The sequence below is a fragment of the Saonia flava genome (assembly GCF_011927795.1).
GTDB classification, from domain to species: Bacteria; Bacteroidota; Bacteroidia; order Flavobacteriales; family Flavobacteriaceae; genus Saonia; species Saonia flava.
Genome location: NZ_JAATJJ010000001.1, coordinates 550861 through 570592, shown reverse-complemented (window position 1 = coordinate 570592; position 19732 = coordinate 550861). Strand labels below are relative to the sequence as shown.

The 19732-nt window shown below is 37.1% G+C and carries 15 protein-coding genes; 10 read left to right on the top strand and 5 right to left on the bottom strand.

Going from position 1 to position 19732, the window contains the following annotated elements; genetic code table 11:
* Positions 1–15: 15 nt before the first annotated feature.
* From ilvB to GGR42_RS02600, 7 genes are all read left to right on the top strand, one after another.
* Positions 16–1749, top strand: coding sequence for a biosynthetic-type acetolactate synthase large subunit (gene ilvB, locus GGR42_RS02630; protein ID WP_167960573.1), 1734 nt, complete (start codon positions 16–18; stop codon positions 1747–1749).
* A 2-nt stretch (positions 1750–1751) separates the two neighbouring features.
* Positions 1752–2345 (top strand): O-methyltransferase, encoded by a 594-nt coding sequence (locus GGR42_RS02625; RefSeq protein WP_167960571.1) that lies wholly within the window; start codon positions 1752–1754, stop codon positions 2343–2345.
* A gap of 52 nt (positions 2346–2397) precedes the next feature.
* Positions 2398–2931 (top strand): acetolactate synthase small subunit, encoded by a 534-nt coding sequence (gene ilvN / locus GGR42_RS02620; protein WP_167960569.1) that lies wholly within the window; start codon positions 2398–2400, stop codon positions 2929–2931.
* A gap of 31 nt (positions 2932–2962) precedes the next feature.
* A complete protein-coding gene (gene ilvC, locus GGR42_RS02615) occupies positions 2963–4438 on the top strand; it encodes a ketol-acid reductoisomerase (protein ID WP_167960567.1) in 1476 nt (491 codons plus the stop codon).
* A 118-nt stretch (positions 4439–4556) separates the two neighbouring features.
* The gene (gene ilvA / locus GGR42_RS02610) at positions 4557–5822 is read left to right on the top strand and encodes a threonine ammonia-lyase IlvA (RefSeq protein WP_167960565.1); all 1266 of its coding nucleotides are present in this window, start codon (positions 4557–4559) and stop codon (positions 5820–5822) included.
* Positions 5823–5833: 11 nt separating this feature from the next.
* The gene (locus GGR42_RS02605) at positions 5834–7426 is read left to right on the top strand and encodes an NADP-dependent glyceraldehyde-3-phosphate dehydrogenase (RefSeq protein ID WP_167960563.1); all 1593 of its coding nucleotides are present in this window, start codon (positions 5834–5836) and stop codon (positions 7424–7426) included.
* 213 nt (positions 7427–7639) lie between these two features.
* Positions 7640–8839 carry an MFS transporter gene (locus GGR42_RS02600; protein ID WP_167960561.1) on the top strand — a complete coding sequence of 400 codons (1200 nt, stop codon included), beginning with the start codon at positions 7640–7642 and terminating at the stop codon, positions 8837–8839.
* Positions 8840–8913: 74 nt separating this feature from the next.
* Here GGR42_RS02600 and leuB read toward each other — a convergent pair whose 3' ends face one another.
* The 5 genes from leuB to recG all read right to left on the bottom strand — a co-directional run bounded on the left by leuB (position 8914) and on the right by recG (position 15806).
* Complete coding sequence (gene leuB / locus GGR42_RS02595) at positions 8914–9969, bottom strand: 3-isopropylmalate dehydrogenase (RefSeq protein WP_167960559.1); 1056 nt, start codon at positions 9967–9969, stop codon at positions 8914–8916.
* A gap of 21 nt (positions 9970–9990) precedes the next feature.
* Positions 9991–11505, bottom strand: coding sequence for an alpha-isopropylmalate synthase regulatory domain-containing protein (locus GGR42_RS02590; RefSeq protein ID WP_167960557.1), 1515 nt, complete (start codon positions 11503–11505; stop codon positions 9991–9993).
* Positions 11506–11568: 63 nt separating this feature from the next.
* The gene (leuD, locus tag GGR42_RS02585; protein WP_167960556.1) at positions 11569–12165 is read right to left on the bottom strand and encodes a 3-isopropylmalate dehydratase small subunit; all 597 of its coding nucleotides are present in this window, start codon (positions 12163–12165) and stop codon (positions 11569–11571) included.
* A gap of 24 nt (positions 12166–12189) precedes the next feature.
* A complete protein-coding gene (gene leuC, locus GGR42_RS02580) occupies positions 12190–13605 on the bottom strand; it encodes a 3-isopropylmalate dehydratase large subunit (RefSeq protein WP_167960554.1) in 1416 nt (471 codons plus the stop codon).
* Between the two features lie 95 nt (positions 13606–13700).
* A complete protein-coding gene (gene recG / locus GGR42_RS02575) occupies positions 13701–15806 on the bottom strand; it encodes an ATP-dependent DNA helicase RecG (protein ID WP_167960552.1) in 2106 nt (701 codons plus the stop codon).
* A gap of 46 nt (positions 15807–15852) precedes the next feature.
* Between recG and GGR42_RS02570 the strand changes: the two genes are divergently transcribed.
* Genes GGR42_RS02570 through GGR42_RS02560 form a run of 3 tightly spaced genes read left to right on the top strand, consistent with a single transcriptional unit; the run spans position 15853 to position 19730 of the window.
* Positions 15853–17934, top strand: coding sequence for a M1 family metallopeptidase (locus GGR42_RS02570; protein WP_167960550.1), 2082 nt, complete (start codon positions 15853–15855; stop codon positions 17932–17934).
* Positions 17934–18839 carry a patatin-like phospholipase family protein gene (locus GGR42_RS02565; RefSeq protein ID WP_167960548.1) on the top strand — a complete coding sequence of 302 codons (906 nt, stop codon included), beginning with the start codon at positions 17934–17936 and terminating at the stop codon, positions 18837–18839. Before GGR42_RS02570 ends, GGR42_RS02565 begins: the two co-directional genes overlap by 1 nt.
* Positions 18840–19730 (top strand): patatin-like phospholipase family protein, encoded by an 891-nt coding sequence (locus GGR42_RS02560; RefSeq protein ID WP_167960546.1) that lies wholly within the window; start codon positions 18840–18842, stop codon positions 19728–19730. It abuts the gene before it with no gap.
* The last annotated feature ends 2 nt before the right edge of the window (positions 19731–19732 follow it).

Here is a 19732-nt window from a genome sequence, read left to right as displayed (position 1 = left end):
TATTAATATTTTGATATGGAAACATTGAAGAAGGAGGAAACAAAGACCAATAAACAGACACCTATTAAAATTAGTGGAGCCGAGGCTATTATCCATTGTTTGCTTGCGGAAGGGGCAAATTTGGTATATGGATATCCAGGAGGTGCCATTATGCCCATTTATGATGAGCTATATAAGTTTCAAGATAAATTGACGCATATTTTAACTAGACATGAACAAGGCGCCACACATGCGGCTCAAGGCTATGCCAGAGTTACAGGTGATGTGGGGGTTGCCATGGCAACATCTGGTCCAGGAGCGACTAATTTAGTTACTGGTCTGGCAGATGCCCAGATAGATTCAACTCCTATGGTATGCATTACTGGTCAGGTTACCAGACATTTATTGGGTTCAGACGCATTTCAAGAAACCGATATTATTGGTATTTCAACTCCTGTGACTAAATGGAACTACCAGATTACAAGAGCTGAAGAAATACCAGAAATTATGGCAAAAGCATTTTATATTGCCAGGTCTGGTCGTCCAGGCCCGGTTTTGGTTGATATAACTAAAAATGCACAATTTGAGGAACTTGACTTTTTTTATGAACCTTGTAAAAAAGTAAGAAGCTATAATCCAGTTCCTAAACCCAACAAAAAAGCAATCGAGGCAGCTGCAGAATTGATAAATTCAGCCAAGAAGCCCTATATTGTTTTTGGCCAAGGTGTTATTTTGGGGAAGGCAGAAGAACAGCTTAAGTCAGTTGTGGAAAAAGCGGGAATACCTGCTGCATGGACTATTCTTGGTCTTTCGGCCATGGACACGGACCATCCTTTAAATGTGGGTATGGTAGGCATGCATGGAAATTATGGACCCAACTTATTGACCAATGAGTGTGATGTATTGATAGCTATTGGGATGCGTTTTGATGATAGGGTAACAGGGGATTTGGACACTTATGCCAAACAAGCAAAAGTTATTCATTTTGACATTGACCCAGCTGAAATAGACAAAAATGTAAAGACAGATGTAGCCGTTCTAGGCAATGCTAGAGAAACATTGGATTTATTGTTGCCTTTGTTAAATGAAAACAGACATGAAGCTTGGCACAATGAGTTTAAGAAAAAGTACGAAATTGAGTTTGACGCGGTTATAAAAAATGACATTCACCCAACCAAAGAAGGTTTGACTATGGGAGAGGTGATGGAAGAAATAAACATAGCCTCAGAAAACAAAGCAGTCATTGTGAGCGATGTTGGCCAACATCAAATGTTCGCATGTAGATATGCCAAGTTTAAGCAAACTAAAAGTAATATCACGTCTGGAGGTTTAGGAACTATGGGGTTTGCGCTACCAGCTGCCATTGGGGCCAAAATGGGAGCTATGGATAGGGAAGTAGTAGCAATTATTGGAGATGGAGGTTATCAAATGACCATTCAGGAATTAGGAACTATTTTTCAAAATAAAACTCCGGTAAAAATTGTTGTGCTGAACAATGACCACTTAGGAATGGTAAGACAATGGCAGGAACTATTTTTTGATAGTCGCTATGCTTCTACAGTAATGGTTAATCCAGATTTTGTGAAAATAGCAGAAGGCTATCATATAAAATCCACAAGGGTTAAAGAAAGAAAAGATTTAAAAGCTGCGGTAGAGGAAATGATGGCTTCTAAAGATGCCTTTTTCTTGGAGGTATGTGTTGAGAAAGAAGACAATGTATTTCCAATGATTCCTTCTGGGGCATCTGTTTCTGATGTTAGACTAAAATAACCATGAACGACCAGAACATTTTAGATAAGCCAAGTATTCATGCTGAGATAGAGCGTAAGTCCCAAGAAATTGGGTTTACAATGCCATCTGATTTGCATATTGGCACTTTGTTGAAAACTTTGATTTCCTCCAAACCCAATGCTAATATATTGGAGTTGGGGACAGGAATTGGACTTTCCTTATCTTGGATGGTGGATGGAATGGATGCAGAATCTCATTTGGTTACAGTTGACAATGACCCTAAACTAATTAAAATTGCCAAAGATTATTTTGGCAATGATAGCAGGGTAGAAGTGATTTGCGAGGATGGGGCTGAATGGATTAAAAAGTATAAAGGAAATCAATTCGACTTGGTTTTTGCAGATGCATGGCCAGGTAAATACAGTCACATTAATGAGGTTTTAGATTTAATAAAAGTTGGAGGTTTTTATGTGATTGATGATATGACTGCCCAATCAAATTGGCCAGAAGGACATCAGGAAAAAGTAGATGGACTGGTTGATTATTTGGAAAGAAGAAAGGATTTTAATTTGACCAAAATGAACTGGTCAACTGGGGTGATTATTGCGGTTAAAACAGAAGAAAATAACAATTAAATTAACTGAATCCAATCATATGAACTTGATTGGAATAATGGAATAGGGGCTTATGGAAAAAGAGTGGTTCACCATATCTGTTTATTCAGAAAATAACGTAGGATTATTAAATAGAATATCAGGAATATTCTTAAAGAGACACATTAATATAGAGAGTTTAAATGTCTCTAAATCAGAAATTGAAGGCGTATCTAAGTTCACCATTGTGGTCTTCACGACCCCTGAGTGGACACGTAAGATTGTGGGTCAAATTGAGAAACAAATTGAGGTGATAAAAGCATTTTATCATACAGATGAGGAGACAATATATCAAGAATCTGCTTTGTTTAAAATTGCCTCTGATTTGTTATTTGACGAAAGGCAGATACAGAATATAATAAAAGAGAGCAATTCGCAGATTGTGACAGTTTCCCGTGACTTTTTTGTTTTGGCAAAATCTGGAAGAAAAGAGGAAATAGATGAAATGCACGATCTTTTGGAACCGTATGGAATTATGCAATTTGTACGCTCAGGAAGAATAGCGGTTTCTAAAACAGAAATGCCGATTTCATCCATATTAAATGGATATTATGACTATAGTAAGTAAATAAATAATAAAAAGATAAACTAAATAGAAAATGGCAAATTACTTTAATACATTATCCTTAAGAGAACAGTTGGAGCAATTGGGAAAATGTAGATTTATGGAATCTTCAGAGTTCTCAGATGGTGTATCAGTTTTAAAAGGAAAAAAGGTTGTGATAGTTGGTTGTGGCGCTCAAGGACTAAACCAAGGTTTGAACATGAGAGATTCTGGTTTAGATATTTCTTACGCTTTGAGAGAAGGCGCAATCAAAGAAAAAAGACAATCCTTTATTAATGCAAGTGAGAATGGTTTTACTGTTGGGACCTATGAAGAATTAATTCCTAGTGCCGATGTAGTATGTAACCTAACGCCAGATAAACAACATACAAGTGTAGTTTCTGCTGTTATGCCTTTGATGAAGAAAGGTGCAACCTTAACCTATTCCCATGGATTTAATATTGTGGAAGAAGGAATGCAGATTCGTGAAGATTTAACTGTAATTATGGTTGCTCCAAAATGCCCAGGTTCAGAGGTTAGGGAGGAATATAAAAGAGGTTTTGGAGTGCCCACATTAATTGCGGTGCATCCTAACAATGATCCAGAAGGAAAAGGTTTGGCTCAAGCAAAAGCTTATGCGGTTGCTACAGGAGGTGATAGGGCAGGGGTTTTGGAATCTTCTTTTGTTGCTGAAGTTAAGTCGGATTTAATGGGGGAGCAAACTATTTTATGCGGAATGTTGCAAACAGGTTCTATTCTTTGTTTTGATAAAATGATCGAGAAAGGAATTGAGCCAGGTTATGCTTCAAAATTGATTCAGTATGGATGGGAAACTGTTACAGAAGGATTAAAATATGGTGGTATAACCAACATGATGGATCGTTTGTCCAACCCGGCAAAAATTAAGGCATTCGAATTATCCGAAGAATTAAAGGATATTATGCGCCCCTTATTTAGAAAACACATGGACGATATCATAAAGGGCGAATTTTCCAAAACAATGATGGAGGATTGGGCAAATGATGATAAAAACCTATTAACATGGAGAGCTGCAACTGGAGAAACTGCCTTTGAAAAGACTCCAGCTGGTGATATGGAAATTTCTGAGCAAGAGTTTTATGACAATGGCGTATTAATGGTAGCTATGGTAAGAGCAGGTGTGGAACTTGCTTTTGAGGCCATGACCGATTCTGGTATAATAGCAGAATCCGCTTATTATGAGTCATTGCACGAAACTCCATTAATTGCAAATACAATTGCCAGAAAAAAGCTGTTTGAAATGAACCGTGTGATTTCTGACACCGCTGAATATGGCTGTTATTTGTTTGATCACGCATGTAAGCCCTTGCTGGCGGATTTCATGAAAACTGTGGACACAGACATTATTGGTAAGACTTATGGAGAGGGAAAAGGGAATGGAGTTTCCAATGCAAAATTAATTGAAGTGAACAAGGCGTTGAGAGAGCATCCGGTGGAAGTTGTTGGAGCAAGATTAAGAGCTTCAATGACGGCGATGAAGCCAATTGTTTAGGATAATACAAAGTTTTTTAAAATAGTATAATTTAAATACTATTTGATAGATTCGCCTCATAAATGAGTATTTTTATGAGGCGAATCTTAGTTATTTCCAAAACGAACCATTAAGTTATATGACTGAAAGAGTAACGCCTTACTTTCCTGATATTGAGGATATAAAAAGTGCAGCTCAAACGATCTCTCAAGTAGCTAAAATAACTCCATTGATTAGGAATGAAGGCTATTCAAAAAAATGTAATTCCAATATTTTATTAAAGCGAGAAGATTTACACAAAGTTCGTTCGTATAAGATTAGAGGCGCCTATAATAAAATAAGTTCCCTTTCTAAAGAAGAAAGAGAAAATGGAGTGTTTTGTGCTAGTGCAGGAAACCATGCGCAAGGAGTGGCCTTTGCCTGCAGCCATCTTAATATTTTGGGAACTATATATATGCCCATGGTCACCCCCAAACAAAAGATAGAACAAACTCAACTGTTCGGTGGGGGCAAAATTAGAATTGTTTTAGAAGGAGATACTTTTGATGATTCCAATAAAGCCGCTTTAAAAGCTTGTAAGGAGCAAGGGGGTACATTTGTTCACCCTTTTGATGACCCTAAAATTATTGAAGGACAGGGTACTATAGGGTTGGAGTTGTTGGAACAGTATAAAGAGCCCATTGATTATGTCTTTGTGGCAGTGGGCGGTGGTGGTTTGGCTTCTGGGTTGTGTGGTGTTTTCAAGGAATTGTCTCCCGCAACAAAAATAATAGGAGTAGAGCCAAAAGGAGCTCCTTCTATGAAAACATCAATAGAAAAAGGAGAGAATACAAAATTAGATCAAATAGATAAATTTGTAGATGGTGCAGCAGTACAACGCGTGGGCGATTTAGCATTTAATATATGTAAAGAATATCTTTACGATATGATAACAGTTCCAGAAGGGAAAGTTTGTCAAACAATACTAGATTTATATAATAAAGATGCTATTGTTGTAGAACCTGCGGGAGCTTTGACCTTATCGGCCCTGGATAGTTATAGAGGGGAAATAGAGGGAAAAAATGTAGTCTGTATTGTTAGTGGAGGAAACAATGATATTGTTAGAATGGCAGAAATAAAAGAGAGGGCATTGCTTTTTGCCAGCTTAAAGCATTATTTCATTATTAGATTTCCACAGCGACCAGGTGCTTTAAAAGAGTTTGTTAGTGAAATTCTAGGACCTAATGATGATATTACACATTTTGAATACTCTAAAAAATCGAGTAAAGAAAATGCTCCTGCCATAGTGGGAATAGAGCTTAAAAACCCAGACCAGTTGGAACCGCTGATGAAGAGAATGAAAGAAAATAACTTTTTTGGCGACTATTTAAATGATAAACCAGACTTGTTTCAATACCTAATATAAAAGAACACTTAATGAGTACAAAAGTAGAGATCATTCCAGAAGAATTTCAAATTACACACCCTATTAACCAGGCCCATTATCTGGTAAATGGTGAACTAAAGAAATGGGAAGGAGATAGTACAAAAGTATATTCTACTATTTCGTCAAGTGAGGCCTATGCTCCAACATTATTGGGCAGTATTCCAGGCATGGGGGAAAAAGAAGCTTTGGGGGCTTTGGATTCTGCCTTAAATGCTTATGATAAAGGTCAGGGTGTATGGCCTACCATGCGCGTAAAAGATCGCATAGAATGCATGGAGTCATTTGTAAAAAAAATGGAAACCAAACGAGATGAAGTCGTAAAGTTGTTAATGTGGGAAATAGGTAAATCCTTACCAGATTCTAGAAAGGAATTTGATCGAACAGTAGAATATATTTATGATACTATTGAGGATTATAAACAACTGGACAGAGACTCAGCTAAATTCCAAAAACATTCTGGGGTTTATGCTCATATACGCAGGGGGCCTTTAGGGGTGGTTTTGTGTTTAGGTCCATATAACTACCCATTGAATGAAACCTTTGCGCTTTTGATTCCGGCAATCATCATGGGCAATACGGCTATTTTTAAACCGGCAAAACATGGAGTTTTATTAATTACTCCATTGCTGGAGGCTTTTCAAACAAGTTTCCCCAAAGGAGTCATTAATATCCTTTTTGGAAGAGGTAGGGCGGTTGCGGCCCCAATTATGCAAACTGGTAAAGTTGATGTTCTGGCGTTGATTGGCAACAGTAAATCGGCTAATGCCTTGCAGGAACAACACCCTAAAAGCAATAGGTTGCGCTTGGTATTGGGGTTGGAGGCCAAGAATCCGGCCATTGTATTGCCAGATGCCGATTTGGATTTAACTATTGATGAGTGTATTGCAGGAACCTTATCCTTTAATGGACAGCGATGTACTGCGTTAAAAGTGGTATATGTTCATGAAGACATCTTGCCCGAATTTAAAAAACGTTTTACTGCTAGAGTTGATGCTTTAAAATTTGGAAACCCTTGGGATGATGGTGCTCAATTAACACCACTTCCAGAAGTAGATAAGCCAGCATATATTCAAGAATTAATTGATGATGCAGTTGAAAAAGGAGCTGAAATATGGAATAAAAAGGGAGGACAGCATTTTGATAATTATATATGGCCCGCTGTTTTGTATCCAGTGTCCAAAGACATGCGAGTCTATCAAGAAGAGCAATTTGGACCTGTAATTCCGATTGTTTCTTTTAAAAACATTGAAGAGCCGTTGGATGACATGGCGGAATCCAATTATGGGCAGCAAGTAAGTCTATTTGGTAAGGATGTATACGCACTTGCCCCGCTAATTGATACCTTGGCCAACTTGGTCTGTAGGGTGAATTTAAATAGTTCTTGCCAACGTGGACCAGATGTTTATCCTTTTACGGGCAGAAAAGATTCTGCACAGTCCACATTGAGTGTTCATGATGCATTACGTTCTTTCTCTATTAGAACGTTCGTCGCCTTTAAGGATAATGATCTTAACAATGAAACTATAGAACAGCTTTTAGAAGCAAAACTGTCTAATTTTTTAAGCACGGACTATATTTTATAGGTAAGAAAACAAATACCATAAATGTTTTATTATGTTATTTATTACCCATTATCTAGTGAAAATGGAGTAAATAATGTTATAAAACCACATATATTGGATAAGACACCATATAATTACAATGTAAAGTGCGCTTAATTTTGTCAACTAATTAATGATTCTGTTTAACCATATTGGCCAACCTTTGTGTTAGCTGATATTTAAAAATCGACAGATATGATTTTAGGAAAGACAAATAAAAAAGCATTGATTGCTTTGGCAATAGGAGGATTCGGAATTGGATTGACGGAGTTTGTTATAATGGGCATTCTACCAGATATTGCAAGCGCATTAAGAATTACCATACCACAGGCAGGACATTTTATTGCGGCATATGCACTTGGTGTTGTTGTTGGCGCTCCTTTGATAGCATCTATAGGCAGTAGATTTCAAGCACATAAAATCTTATTATACTTAATGGTGTGGTTTACGGTATTTAATACATTATCCGCATTTGCGGAGAGCTATTCCGTATTGTTGGTATCAAGATTTCTATCTGGTCTTCCACACGGTGCATTCTTTGGAATTGGAGCAGTAGTTGCAGGTAAATTGAGCAAGCCTGGAAAAACAGCAAGTGCTATTGCCACTATGTTTGCTGGTTTAACCATAGCCAATGTGATAGGGGTGCCCATAGGTACCTATTTAGGACATGAATTTCATTGGAGTATTTCTTTTATAATGGTGGGCGCTATTGGTATTTTAACCATGTTGAGTATCTATTTATGGATGCCAACAATTGAAAAAGAACCCGAAACAAGTTTTAAAAGGGAGGTGCGAGTACTTTGGCAACCGGAGTTTATAGGGCTTATTTTATTGACAATGATTGGCACAGGTGGTTTCTTTGCCTGGTACAGCTACATTGCTCCGCTTTTAACAGAGGTGTCGGGACTAAGTGAAAGCATGGTGAGTTACGCAATGATTATTGCCGGCTTGGGAATGGTTGTTGGTAATTTTGTTGGAGCAAAAATGGCAGAAAGGTATTATCCATTGAAAGCTGTAGTCATTAGTTTAACTTTAATGGTATGCGTATTAATAATCAACACAATGGTTGCCTCCAACTCTATCGCAATTTTAGTACTGACCTTTGCTGTGGGTGTGGTTTCTTTTAGTGTGGCAACGCCTATTCAAATGGCAGTAATTAAATCGGCAAAAGGTTCGGCAATGTTGGGTTCTTCCATGACGCAAAGTGCATTTAACATGGGCAATGCTTTAGGAGCTTACCTAGGAGGTTTGCCAATAGCTTTGGGATATGGATTTGCCACAGCCGGATTAGTGGGCTCGTTAATGGCCAGTTCTGGAATCATAATAGCTTTAGGTATATTGTTCTTTAGAAGAAGAAGTAGGGTAAGAACAAGGCTTATGCCATATCATCCATAAAATATATTGAAAGAGAGGATTGTAAAAAAGCCCTGAAATTTTTTCAGGGCTTTTTTATTTTATACATACTGTTTTTAAATATTGCTGGCTAACCAATCACCAACCTCACTGGTTTTGTATGCTTTGCCACCTTCTGCCAAATCTTCTGTAACAATGCCTTCGGCTAAAGATTTGTTTACAACATTTCTTATTTCTTGAGCTTCTTCAGTCAGCCCAAAATCTTCAAACATAATGGCTGCTGATAATACGGTTGCCAATGGATTGGCAATATCCTTACCGGCTGCTTGTGGATAGGAACCATGAATGGGTTCGTATAAAGATGCTTCTTCCCCAACGGAGGCGGAAGGCATTAATCCCATAGAGCCTGAAATTACAGAAGCTTCGTCTGTTAGAATATCACCAAAAAGATTTTCAGTTATTATAACATCATAAGAACTTGGCCATTGTACCAAGCGCATGGCAACGGCATCTACAAATTCATAGGAAACCTCCACCTCTGGATAGTCTTTTTCCATAGCCTGTACCGTTTCTCTCCATAAACGTGAAGATTCCAGTACATTGGCTTTATCAACACAGCATAATTTTTTGGAACGGGTCATGGCCAATTCAAAACCTTTTTTTGCCAAACGCTGGATTTCATGTCTTGTGTAGGTCATGGTATCAAAAGCGGTGTTTCCATCGTCTTTCCTTCCTCTTTCTCCAAAATAAACTCCACCAGTAAGTTCTCTAAGTATAACAAGGTCTGTTCCTTCAATACGCTCTCTTTTTAGAGGTGATTTATCAATCAATGAAGGAAATGTAAAGGTGGGTCTAACGTTTGCAAATAAGCCTAATTTCTGGCGCATTTTAAGCAATCCTTGTTCTGGACGCACTTTTGCAGATGGGTCATTGTCAAACCTAGGATGGCCAATTGCTCCAAAAAGCACTGCATCGGCAGCTTTACATACCTCATGTGTTTCATCTGGGTAGGGTTCGCCAACCGCATCTATTGCCGCAGCACCGGTTAATGCCGGTGTCCAGTTAATTTCATGATTGTATTTTTTTGCAATGGCATTGGATACCTTAACTGCTTGATCTATTACTTCTGGTCCTATTCCGTCACCGGCTAAAAGGGCAATATTTAATTTCATGTACGTGCTTTGTATATTAATTTATATGATATTCAACATTTTCTCTGTTGCTTTAATGGCAGAAACAGTTTGATCGGAATCTAGTCCTCTTGTGGTAAAATCTTTACCATCTCTTTCCCAGGTGATAATAGTTTCGCAAAGGGCATCGGAGTGACTACCTGGAGGGATTCTTACAGCGTAATCTATCAAATTAGGCAACTGTATTTTTTTGGTTTTATATACTTGTCTAAGGGCATTCATAAAGGCGTCAAATTGGCCATCACCTTGAGCATTCTCTTCAAATGATTCGCCATCAATTTCAACAGAAACAGTGGTCGATGGTTTTAATCCTTTGGAGTGGGTGAGGACATAGGATTTAACCAATACCTTTTGTTGGTAAGAATCGCTATCCAAAACATCGGAAATAATATATGGTAAATCTTCCTTGGTAACCTTTTCTTTCTTGTCACCAAGCTCAATAATTCGCTCTGTTACCTTTTTTAGTTCCTCATCGTTTAGTGTGAGTCCAAGTTCTTGAAGGTTCTTTAGAATGTTTGCCTTTCCAGATGTTTTCCCAAGAGCATATTTACGCTTTCTACCAAACCTTTCTGGTAACAAATCATTAAAGTATAGATTCTTTTTGCTATCTCCATCAGCATGTATGCCAGCTGTTTGAGTGAATACGTTATCACCAACTATGGGTTTGTTGGCGGGAATGCCAAAACCAGTAAAGGTTGATACCAATTTACTTACCTTGAATAGGGTAGATTCGTTTACTGAAATTTCAATTTCGGGTAAAAAATCATTGATTACGGCCACCACACTTGCGAGAGGAGCATTGCCCGCTCTTTCTCCCATTCCGTTCACCGTTAAATGCAATCCATGGCAACCGCCCTTTAGTGCTTCCATAACATTGGCAACACTTAAATCGTAATCATTGTGCCCATGAAAATCAAAGTGAATATTGGGATATCTTTTTACTATTTGAGATACAAAACTATAGGACTCCGTATGCGTTAAAACTCCTAAGGTATCAGGAAGCATAATTCGTTTAACAGGTTGTTGGCACATAAAATCCAAATACTGAAAAACATACTCTGGAGAATTGCGCATGCCATTGCTCCAATCTTCCAAATAGACATTGGTTTCTATGCCTACTTTTTTTGCATCCGTAATATTTTTGGCTATTGCCTTAAAATGCTGTTCTGGGGTTTTCTTTAGTTGATGTGTTAAGTGGTTAAGAGAGCCTTTGGTCAATAAGTTTTGAACTTTAGCTCCGGCCTCTTTCATCCATTTTAACGAGACACCATTGTCAACAAATGTTAATACTTCTACTCGGTCAATTAAACCCTCTGATTCCGCCCATTCAGTGATTTTTTTTACTGCTAGAAATTCTCCTTCTGAGACTCTTGCAGAGGCAACTTCAATCCTGTCCACTTTTAGTTCCCCTAAAAGTAATTTGGCCAATGTAAGTTTTTCTGATGCAGAAAAGGACACCGAGGAGGTTTGCTCACCATCTCGGAGGGTTGTGTCCATTATTTCAATTCTTCTTTTCATTTTCTATGCGGTATACGAGAGTATACCCAAAAGCATTAAAACTCAGTTAGAATAAATACAGTTTTACAAAGGTGTATTCTGTGCGAAAGTTTCAATATTCTCTTTGATGTTCAATAAATAGTCGATATCATCAAAACCATTTAATAAATTGCCTTTTTTGTATTCGTTTATGTCAAATGACTCACTCTCGCCAGTTGAATTTATTGTAATAGTTTGATTTTGCAAATTAACCTCCAATTGAGTTTTTGGGTCTGTTTCAATGGCTTGGAAAATTTTATGTAAGAATTCTGGACTTACTTGTACTGGTAAAACACCAACATTTAGGCAATTACCTCTAAATATATCGGCAAAAAAACTGGAAACTACACATCTAAAACCATAATCATAAACAGCCCATGCCGCATGCTCCCTAGATGATCCTGATCCAAAGTTTTTACCTCCTACAAGTATTTTACCCCCATAAATGGGGTTGTTTAATACAAAACTTTCTTTTGGAGAATTATCACTATTGTATTTCCAATCCCTAAAAAGATTATCACCAAAACCTTTCCGTTCTGTTGCTTTTAAAAATCTTGCAGGTATAATTTGATCTGTATCCACGTTCTCTATGGGAAGTGGAACAGCTGAAGACGTTAGTATGTTAAATTTATCGTATGCCATAATCTATTTGATAGTTGTTAGTAATTAGTTGACAGTAGCCTCCATTAATTCCCGTGGATCTGTAACTTTTCCTGTTACGGCTGCGGCTGCGGCCACCAGTGGACTGGCCAAAAGCGTTCTGGAACCGGGACCTTGTCTTCCTTCAAAATTTCTATTGGATGTACTTACCGCATATTTTCCTGCAGGAACTTTATCATCATTCATTGCTAAGCAAGCAGAACACCCAGGCTCACGAAGTTCAAAACCAGCCTCCGTGAAAATATCCAAAAGCCCCTCTTCCTTGATGGCACTTTCTACTTTGTGGGAACCAGGCACCAACCAAGCCGTAACGTTCGTAGCCTTTTGCCTTCCTTTTACAATAGAGGCAAAAGCCCTAAAATCTTCTATGCGTCCATTGGTACAACTACCAATAAAAACAAAATCGATAGGTTTCCCAATCATATCCTCGCCTTGATTAAAGGCCATATACCCAAGAGACTTTTCATAGGTAGCTTTACCACCTTCAACTTGGTCCGCATTAGGTATACTTTTGGAGATTCCCATTCCCATTCCGGGATTGGTACCATAAGTAATCATGGGCTCTATATCAGAAGCATTAAAGGACAATTCTTTATCAAAAGTTGCTCCTTCATCTGTTTTTAGAGTTTTCCAATAGGCCATTGCTTTATCCCAAGCAGTACCTGTTGGTGTAAATTCTCGACCTTTTATATATTCAAATGTTTTCTTATCAGGGGCAATCATACCTCCACGAGCACCCATTTCGATACTTAGGTTACAAACGGTCATACGACCTTCCATGGACATGTCTTCAAAAACATCCCCAGCATATTCAACAAAATATCCGGTTGCACCAGAAGTGGTTAATTTGGAAATAATATACAGAGCAACATCTTTAGGAGTAACCCCAAAGTTGAGTGTGCCTGTAATGTTAATTCTCATTTTCTTTGGCTTTGGCTGCATAATGCATTGTGTTGCCAATACCATTTCTACTTCGGAAGTTCCAATACCAAATGCAATGGCACCAAAAGCACCATGAGTGGAGGTGTGTGAATCCCCACAAACTATGGTTGCTCCAGGTTGCGTTATTCCGTATTCGGGACCAACAACATGTACGATTCCATTTTTTTCATGTCCAAGGCCCCAATGGCTAATACCGTGTTCTTTGGCATTTTGTTCCAAAGCTCTGAGTTGATTTGCGGATAATGGGTCTTCAACGGGCAAATGCTGATTGATAGTTGGGGTGTTATGGTCTGCAGTTGCAAAAGTCCTTTTTGGATATAGGACATCTGCACCCCTATTTTTTAATCCTAAAAATGCAACGGGACTTGTAACTTCATGAACCAAATGACGGTCAATGAAAAGTACCTGGGGACCATTCTCTATATTGTGGACTACATGCGAGTCCCAAACTTTGTCAAATAATGTTTTTTGTGCACTCATTCTTTAGTTTATTCTAAGTAAACAAAGCTATTAAAACTAGTATTCATATTAAACTTTTACCATATGAAAATTACGATGTTCAACAGAAAGAATGACTAGCTTATATACGTCCAAATGTTTTTATGTTTTATCAGTTGGGCATATGTATATCTTATAACTTTATGTCCATCATGCGTCAAGGTAGGGTCTTCTTTTAGAACTTTTAAAGCATAAAATCTAGCTGTTTTAAGAATGTCATTGTCTTTAACTATATCTGCAATTTTTAAGTTCAGTGCACCACTTTGCTGGGTGCCCATAAGATCACCAGGTCCACGGAGTTTTAAGTCTACTTCTGCAATTTCAAAACCATCATTGGTACGTGTCATGGTTTCCAAGCGAGTTTTGGCATCTGTTGATAGCTTATGACTTGTCATTAATATACAATAGCTTTGGTCTCCGCCACGACCTACGCGTCCTCGTAACTGGTGCAATTGGGAAAGTCCAAAACGCTCTGCACTTTCAATAATCATTACGGAAGCATTGGGCACATTTACGCCCACTTCAATAACTGTGGTAGCCACCATAATTTGGGTTTCACCCTTTACAAAGCGTTCCATTTCATAATCCTTGTCCGCAGGTTTCATTTTTCCATGTACTATGGATATCTGATAGTCTGGAAGTGGAAAGTCACGTACTATACTTTCATACCCATCCATTAAATCTTTGTAGTCCAAGGCTTCAGATTCTTGAATAAGTGGGTATACAACATAAATTTGCCTTCCTTTTTTTATTTCATCTTTTATAAACCGAAATACTTTTAATCTATTGGAATCATATCTATGTACGGTTTTTATGGGTTTTCTTCCGGGAGGAAGTTCATCAATCACAGAAATATCCAAATCACCATATAGACTCATAGCTAAAGTTCTTGGAATGGGAGTAGCCGTCATGACCAATATATGTGGCGGCATTTCATTTTTATGCCAAAGCTTGGAACGCTGTGCCACACCAAAACGATGCTGCTCATCAATTACAGCCAGGCCTAAATTTTTAAATTGAACTTTATCCTCTAACACGGCATGGGTTCCTATCAATATATGAAGTTCTCCATTTTCTAACTGTTCATGAATAACTTTTCTTTCAGATTTTTTTACAGAGCCGGTGAGAAGGGAAACATTTACATTTAAATTTCCTAGCAACTCTTTTATTCCATTGTAATGCTGGTTTGCCAATATTTCTGTAGGAGCCATTATACAAGCTTGATATTCATTGTCAATTGCCAAAAGCATGGTCATTAGTGCAACAATGGTCTTTCCTGAGCCTACATCGCCTTGCAAAAGCCTATTCATTTGGGCATTACTGCCCAAGTCCGATCTAATTTCTTTGATTACTCTTTTCTGGGCGTTGGTCAATTCAAAAGGAAGGTACTCCTCATAAAAGATGTTGAACAACTCTCCAACTTGATCAAAATTAAATCCTTTAATTTTCTGCTTTCTAATAAGCTTTTTTGTAATAAGTTGTAGTTGTATGTAAAAAAGCTCTTCAAACTTTAGCCGAAATTGAGCTTTTGCCAATAGTTCCTGATTTTTGGGAAAGTGTATGTTGAATAGGGCTTCGCTTTTAGGTAGTAAATTCAATTCATTTAAGATTCCATTAGATAGGGTTTCCATAAACCGACCTTTGGTATCCAAAAAAAGCTGTTGCATTAATTTATTGAGTACCCTATTTGTAATTCCTTTGGCACTCAGTTTTTCTGTTGAAGGATAAATGGGCTGCATAAATATCTTAAGCCCTTGTTCATGCTCTGTTAGTAGCTCCATTTCGGGATGTGGCATGGAGAATTTTCCATTATACCATTTGGTTTTTCCGAAAACCACATACGGAGTATTCAATTTCAGGTTTTCCTTTATCCACTTTTGACCCCGAAACCAAATTAGTTCCATTTCACCAGTTTCATCAGCAAAAGAAGCCACCAAACGTTTTCCTTTCTTTTGCTCCACAGTTTTTATATGCACAATTTTCCCCAAAACTTGAACATCTGCGCTACTGCGTTGTAACTGACCAATTTTATAGTATTGGGTTTTGTCCAAATACCTATTGGGAAATAAATTGATGAGGTCCTGATAGGTGGTAATACCCAATTCCGACTGTAATGTTTCAGCTCTATTGGGCCCAACACCTTTTAGGTATGCAATTGGAGTTTGCAGAAAATTGGGATTCATAGGACTAAAATATGTATTTTGGATTGACTTTTGTTATTTTCAATAAATGAAGCATTTAAAATACCTATTCCTTTTTTTAATTCCATTGTCACTTTCTGCGCAAATCCAAGATAAAGTGGATTTTATTCATGCACAAGCTGAAATTCTTCCTCTTCCTATTGAAAAAGAAATTAAAGGATATGTTACGTATACATTTAATGTTTTAGGTAAAGTAGATTCCGTTTTCTTGGATGCCAAAAACATGAAATTTAGCGAAGTTGAATTGAATGGAAAAAAGGTTAATTACAGCAACGACGGAAAAACCATAACTATTCATAAAAAGTTTAAGGCAGGAAAGCAATATAAATTGCTTTTGTCCTATGATACTAAACCAAAACAAACTGTTTACTTTGTTGGTTGGAAAGACCCTGAAAAAAGTTCAAGTCAAATTTGGACACAGGGTCAAGGAAAGTATACCAGTCATTGGTTGCCCAGTTTTGATGATATGACTGAAAAAGTGGAGTTTGATATTTGTTATATTGTTGAAGACCCATATGAAGTAGTTGCAAATGGGATAAGTCAAGCAAAACTGTCAATTTATAATAATAAGCAGTGTTTTGACATGCAACATCCAATGAGCAGTTATCTTTTGGCATTTGTTATTGGGAATTTTGACAAAAAGAATATTACATCTACTTCTGGGATCCCCATAGAATTATACTATGAGCCACAGGATAGTCTTAAGGTGGAACCTACTTATAGGTACTCCCAACAAATCTTTGATTTTTTGGAAGAAGAAATAGGTATTCCTTACCCTTGGCAAAACTACAAACAGATTCCGGTTAAAGATTTTCTCTACGCGGGTATGGAGAATACCACGGCTACTATTTTTGCAGATTCTTATGTGATAGATTCCATTGGGTTTGTGGATAAGAACTATGTTAATGTAAATGCCCACGAATTGGCACACCAATGGTTTGGAGATTTGGTGACCGAAGTGAGTAGCGAGCATCATTGGTTGCATGAAGGCTTTGCTACCTATTATGCCTACTTAGCTGAGAAGGAAATTTTTGGAAAAGATTATTATTATTGGGGGCTTTGGGAGACAGCCCAACAATTGGATAAAATGTCTCGAGAAGAAAAAGGAGAAGCATTGACCAATCCCAAAGCAAGTAGTCTTACATTTTATGAAAAAGGAGCATGGGCATTGCATATGCTAAAAGAAGAAGTAGGAGAGAAAGCCTTTAAAATTGGCACCAAGAGGTATTTGGAAAAGTATAGTTTTAAAAATGTGGTTATTGAAGATTTCTTAAAAGAAATAAGAATGACAAGTGGAACGGATTTAACCAATTTTGAAAAAGAGTGGTTAAATGGCACACAGTTTCCTTTTGAAAAGGCAAAACAAGCTCTTAAAGAATCAAATGAATCACTATCTGTTTTTTTTGATTTACAATGGGAACTTACTTCCAGTATTGAAAACAACGAGACAATTATTAAACGATATTGGGAAAAGGCTAAATCTACTTTTCTAAAAGAAGCCATAGTAACTAACTACCACTCATCACTTTCTTTGGATTTTATCAAGGAAATTTTTAAGGAGAATGATTTAAAAGTGCGTCAGGCTTTGGTTTTGGAAATCGATAACGTACCATCAGAATTAAAAACAGAATTTGAGTCCTTGTTAAAAGATGAAAGCTATCTTACCAATGAAAAAGCCCTGTATAAATTGTGGGTGTACTTTCCGGAGGATAGGGCTAAATATTTGGATGAAACCAAAAATATAACGGGATTACCCAATAAGAACATTCGTTTGTTGTGGTTAACATTGGCCATCCTAACAAAGGATTATGATGATGCTCAAAAACAGGACTATTTTAATGAGTTAAGTAACTATACATCTCCTCAATATAATTTTGAGATTAGACAAACTGTGTTTCAATATTTGCGGGATGTGTTTGGATATACCAATGAAAATTTAAAGGATTTGGTCAATGCTTGCATGCATCATTCTTGGCAATTTAAAAAGTTCGCCCGAACTTTATTGGATGAACTCTTGAAGGATGAAGCATTAAAAGAGCGATTTTTGTTATTATCTGTGGAGGTAGATGGTGAAGAACAGGAATTTTTAAATAAAAAACTAAACTTATAATGAGGGCATTAGTAATTTCTGGAGGAGGGAGTAAAGGCGCTTTTGCAGGGGGAGTGGCCCAGTATCTCATGGAAGAATTGGACTATCACTATGATTTGTTCTTAGGGACTTCAACGGGAAGCCTATTAATAACGCATTTGGCCCTACAAGCAATTGAAAAAATAAAGAATGTATATACTTCTGTGGACCAGGATAGTATTTTTAGCAATTGCCCCTTTTTAATTCAAAAAAAACATGGTGTGGAAACTATTAGTATTCACCATTGGAATGTGCTTAAGAACTTTTATAGGGGAAGCAAGACTTTTGGGGAAAGTTTAAACCTTCTAAATTTAATAAAGGACACCATTACAGAAAATGAATTTAATACACTAAAAAATGGCCCTAAGAATATTGTTGTTACAGTTTCCAATTTATCTCTAAATCAAGTAGAATATAAATCAATTAACGATTGTACCTATGAGGAGTTTTGTGAGTGGATTTGGATTTCTTGTAATTACACTCCCTTTATGACCTTAGTAAAAAAGAATGGGTGCGAATATGCCGACGGAGGTATGGGAAATATGGTGCCAATAGAAGAAGCAATAAAACGGGGAGCAACAGAAATAGATGCTATTATTTTACAAACAGAAGTAACACACCTAAATAGAATGCCATCCAAGAATGTCTTTTCATTATTGACAAATATGTTCAGTTTTATGTTGGACCGAATTGAATATCAAAATATTAGAATAGGAAAGTTTGTTGCTAACCATAATGATACAATTATCAACTTTTATTATACACCAACAGTGCTTACTACGAATTCCCTTATTTTTGATCACGAAAAAATGACAAGTTGGTGGGAGAGCGGATATAATTTTGCCAAAAGAAAAAATATAGAGATTAACCAAATTGAACCGGAATAAATGAGAGCATTGGTCATTAGCGGTGGTGGAAGTAAAGGAGCTTTTGCTGGGGGTGTCGCACAATATTTAATGGAAGTAGAAAAAAAGGAATATGATATTTTTGTTGGAACATCAACGGGGAGTTTACTTATCCCTCATTTGGCCTTAAACAACATTGATAAATTATACGACCTTTACACCAATGTAACCCAACGTAAAATTTTTAGTTTAAATCCATTTGTTGTTAGGAAAAAAGGGGACAGAGAATATGTTTCGATTAACTTTCTAACTACTTTTTTGCAATTTGTAAAAAAGAAGAGAACTTTTGGAGAAAGCAAAACATTGCGGAGAACCATTAGTCGAAATTTTTTACCGGAAGATTTTGAAGAAATAAGGGCCACCCACAAAGATGTTGTTGTTACCGTATCCAATCTTTCCAAAAACAGAGTAGAATATAAATCGATTAAAGATTTTGACTATGAGGAATTTTGTGACTGGATTTGGATTTCTTGTAATTACATTCCTTTTATGTCTTTGGCTAAAAAGGATGGGTACGAATATGGTGATGGTGGATTAGGATGTGTACTGCCTATACGAGAGGCAGTAAGACGGGGTGCCAAAGAAATAGATGCTATTATATTGGAATCGGAAAATATGGATCACAATAAGGTGTTGGGTAAAAATCCCTTTTCTTTAATGTTGAGCATATATGGGTTTGTTTTGGACCAAATAGAACACCATGATATTTCTGAAGGTGTTTTAGCAGCTAAACACAGAGGGGTAAAGCTTAACTTATACTATACCCCAACTAGGTTAACTGAAAATTCATTGGTATTTAACAAGAGTTTAATGACCGAGTGGTGGTATCAGGGGTTCAACTATGCTGAGGAAAAAGCAAACAGTAGTAAATAATT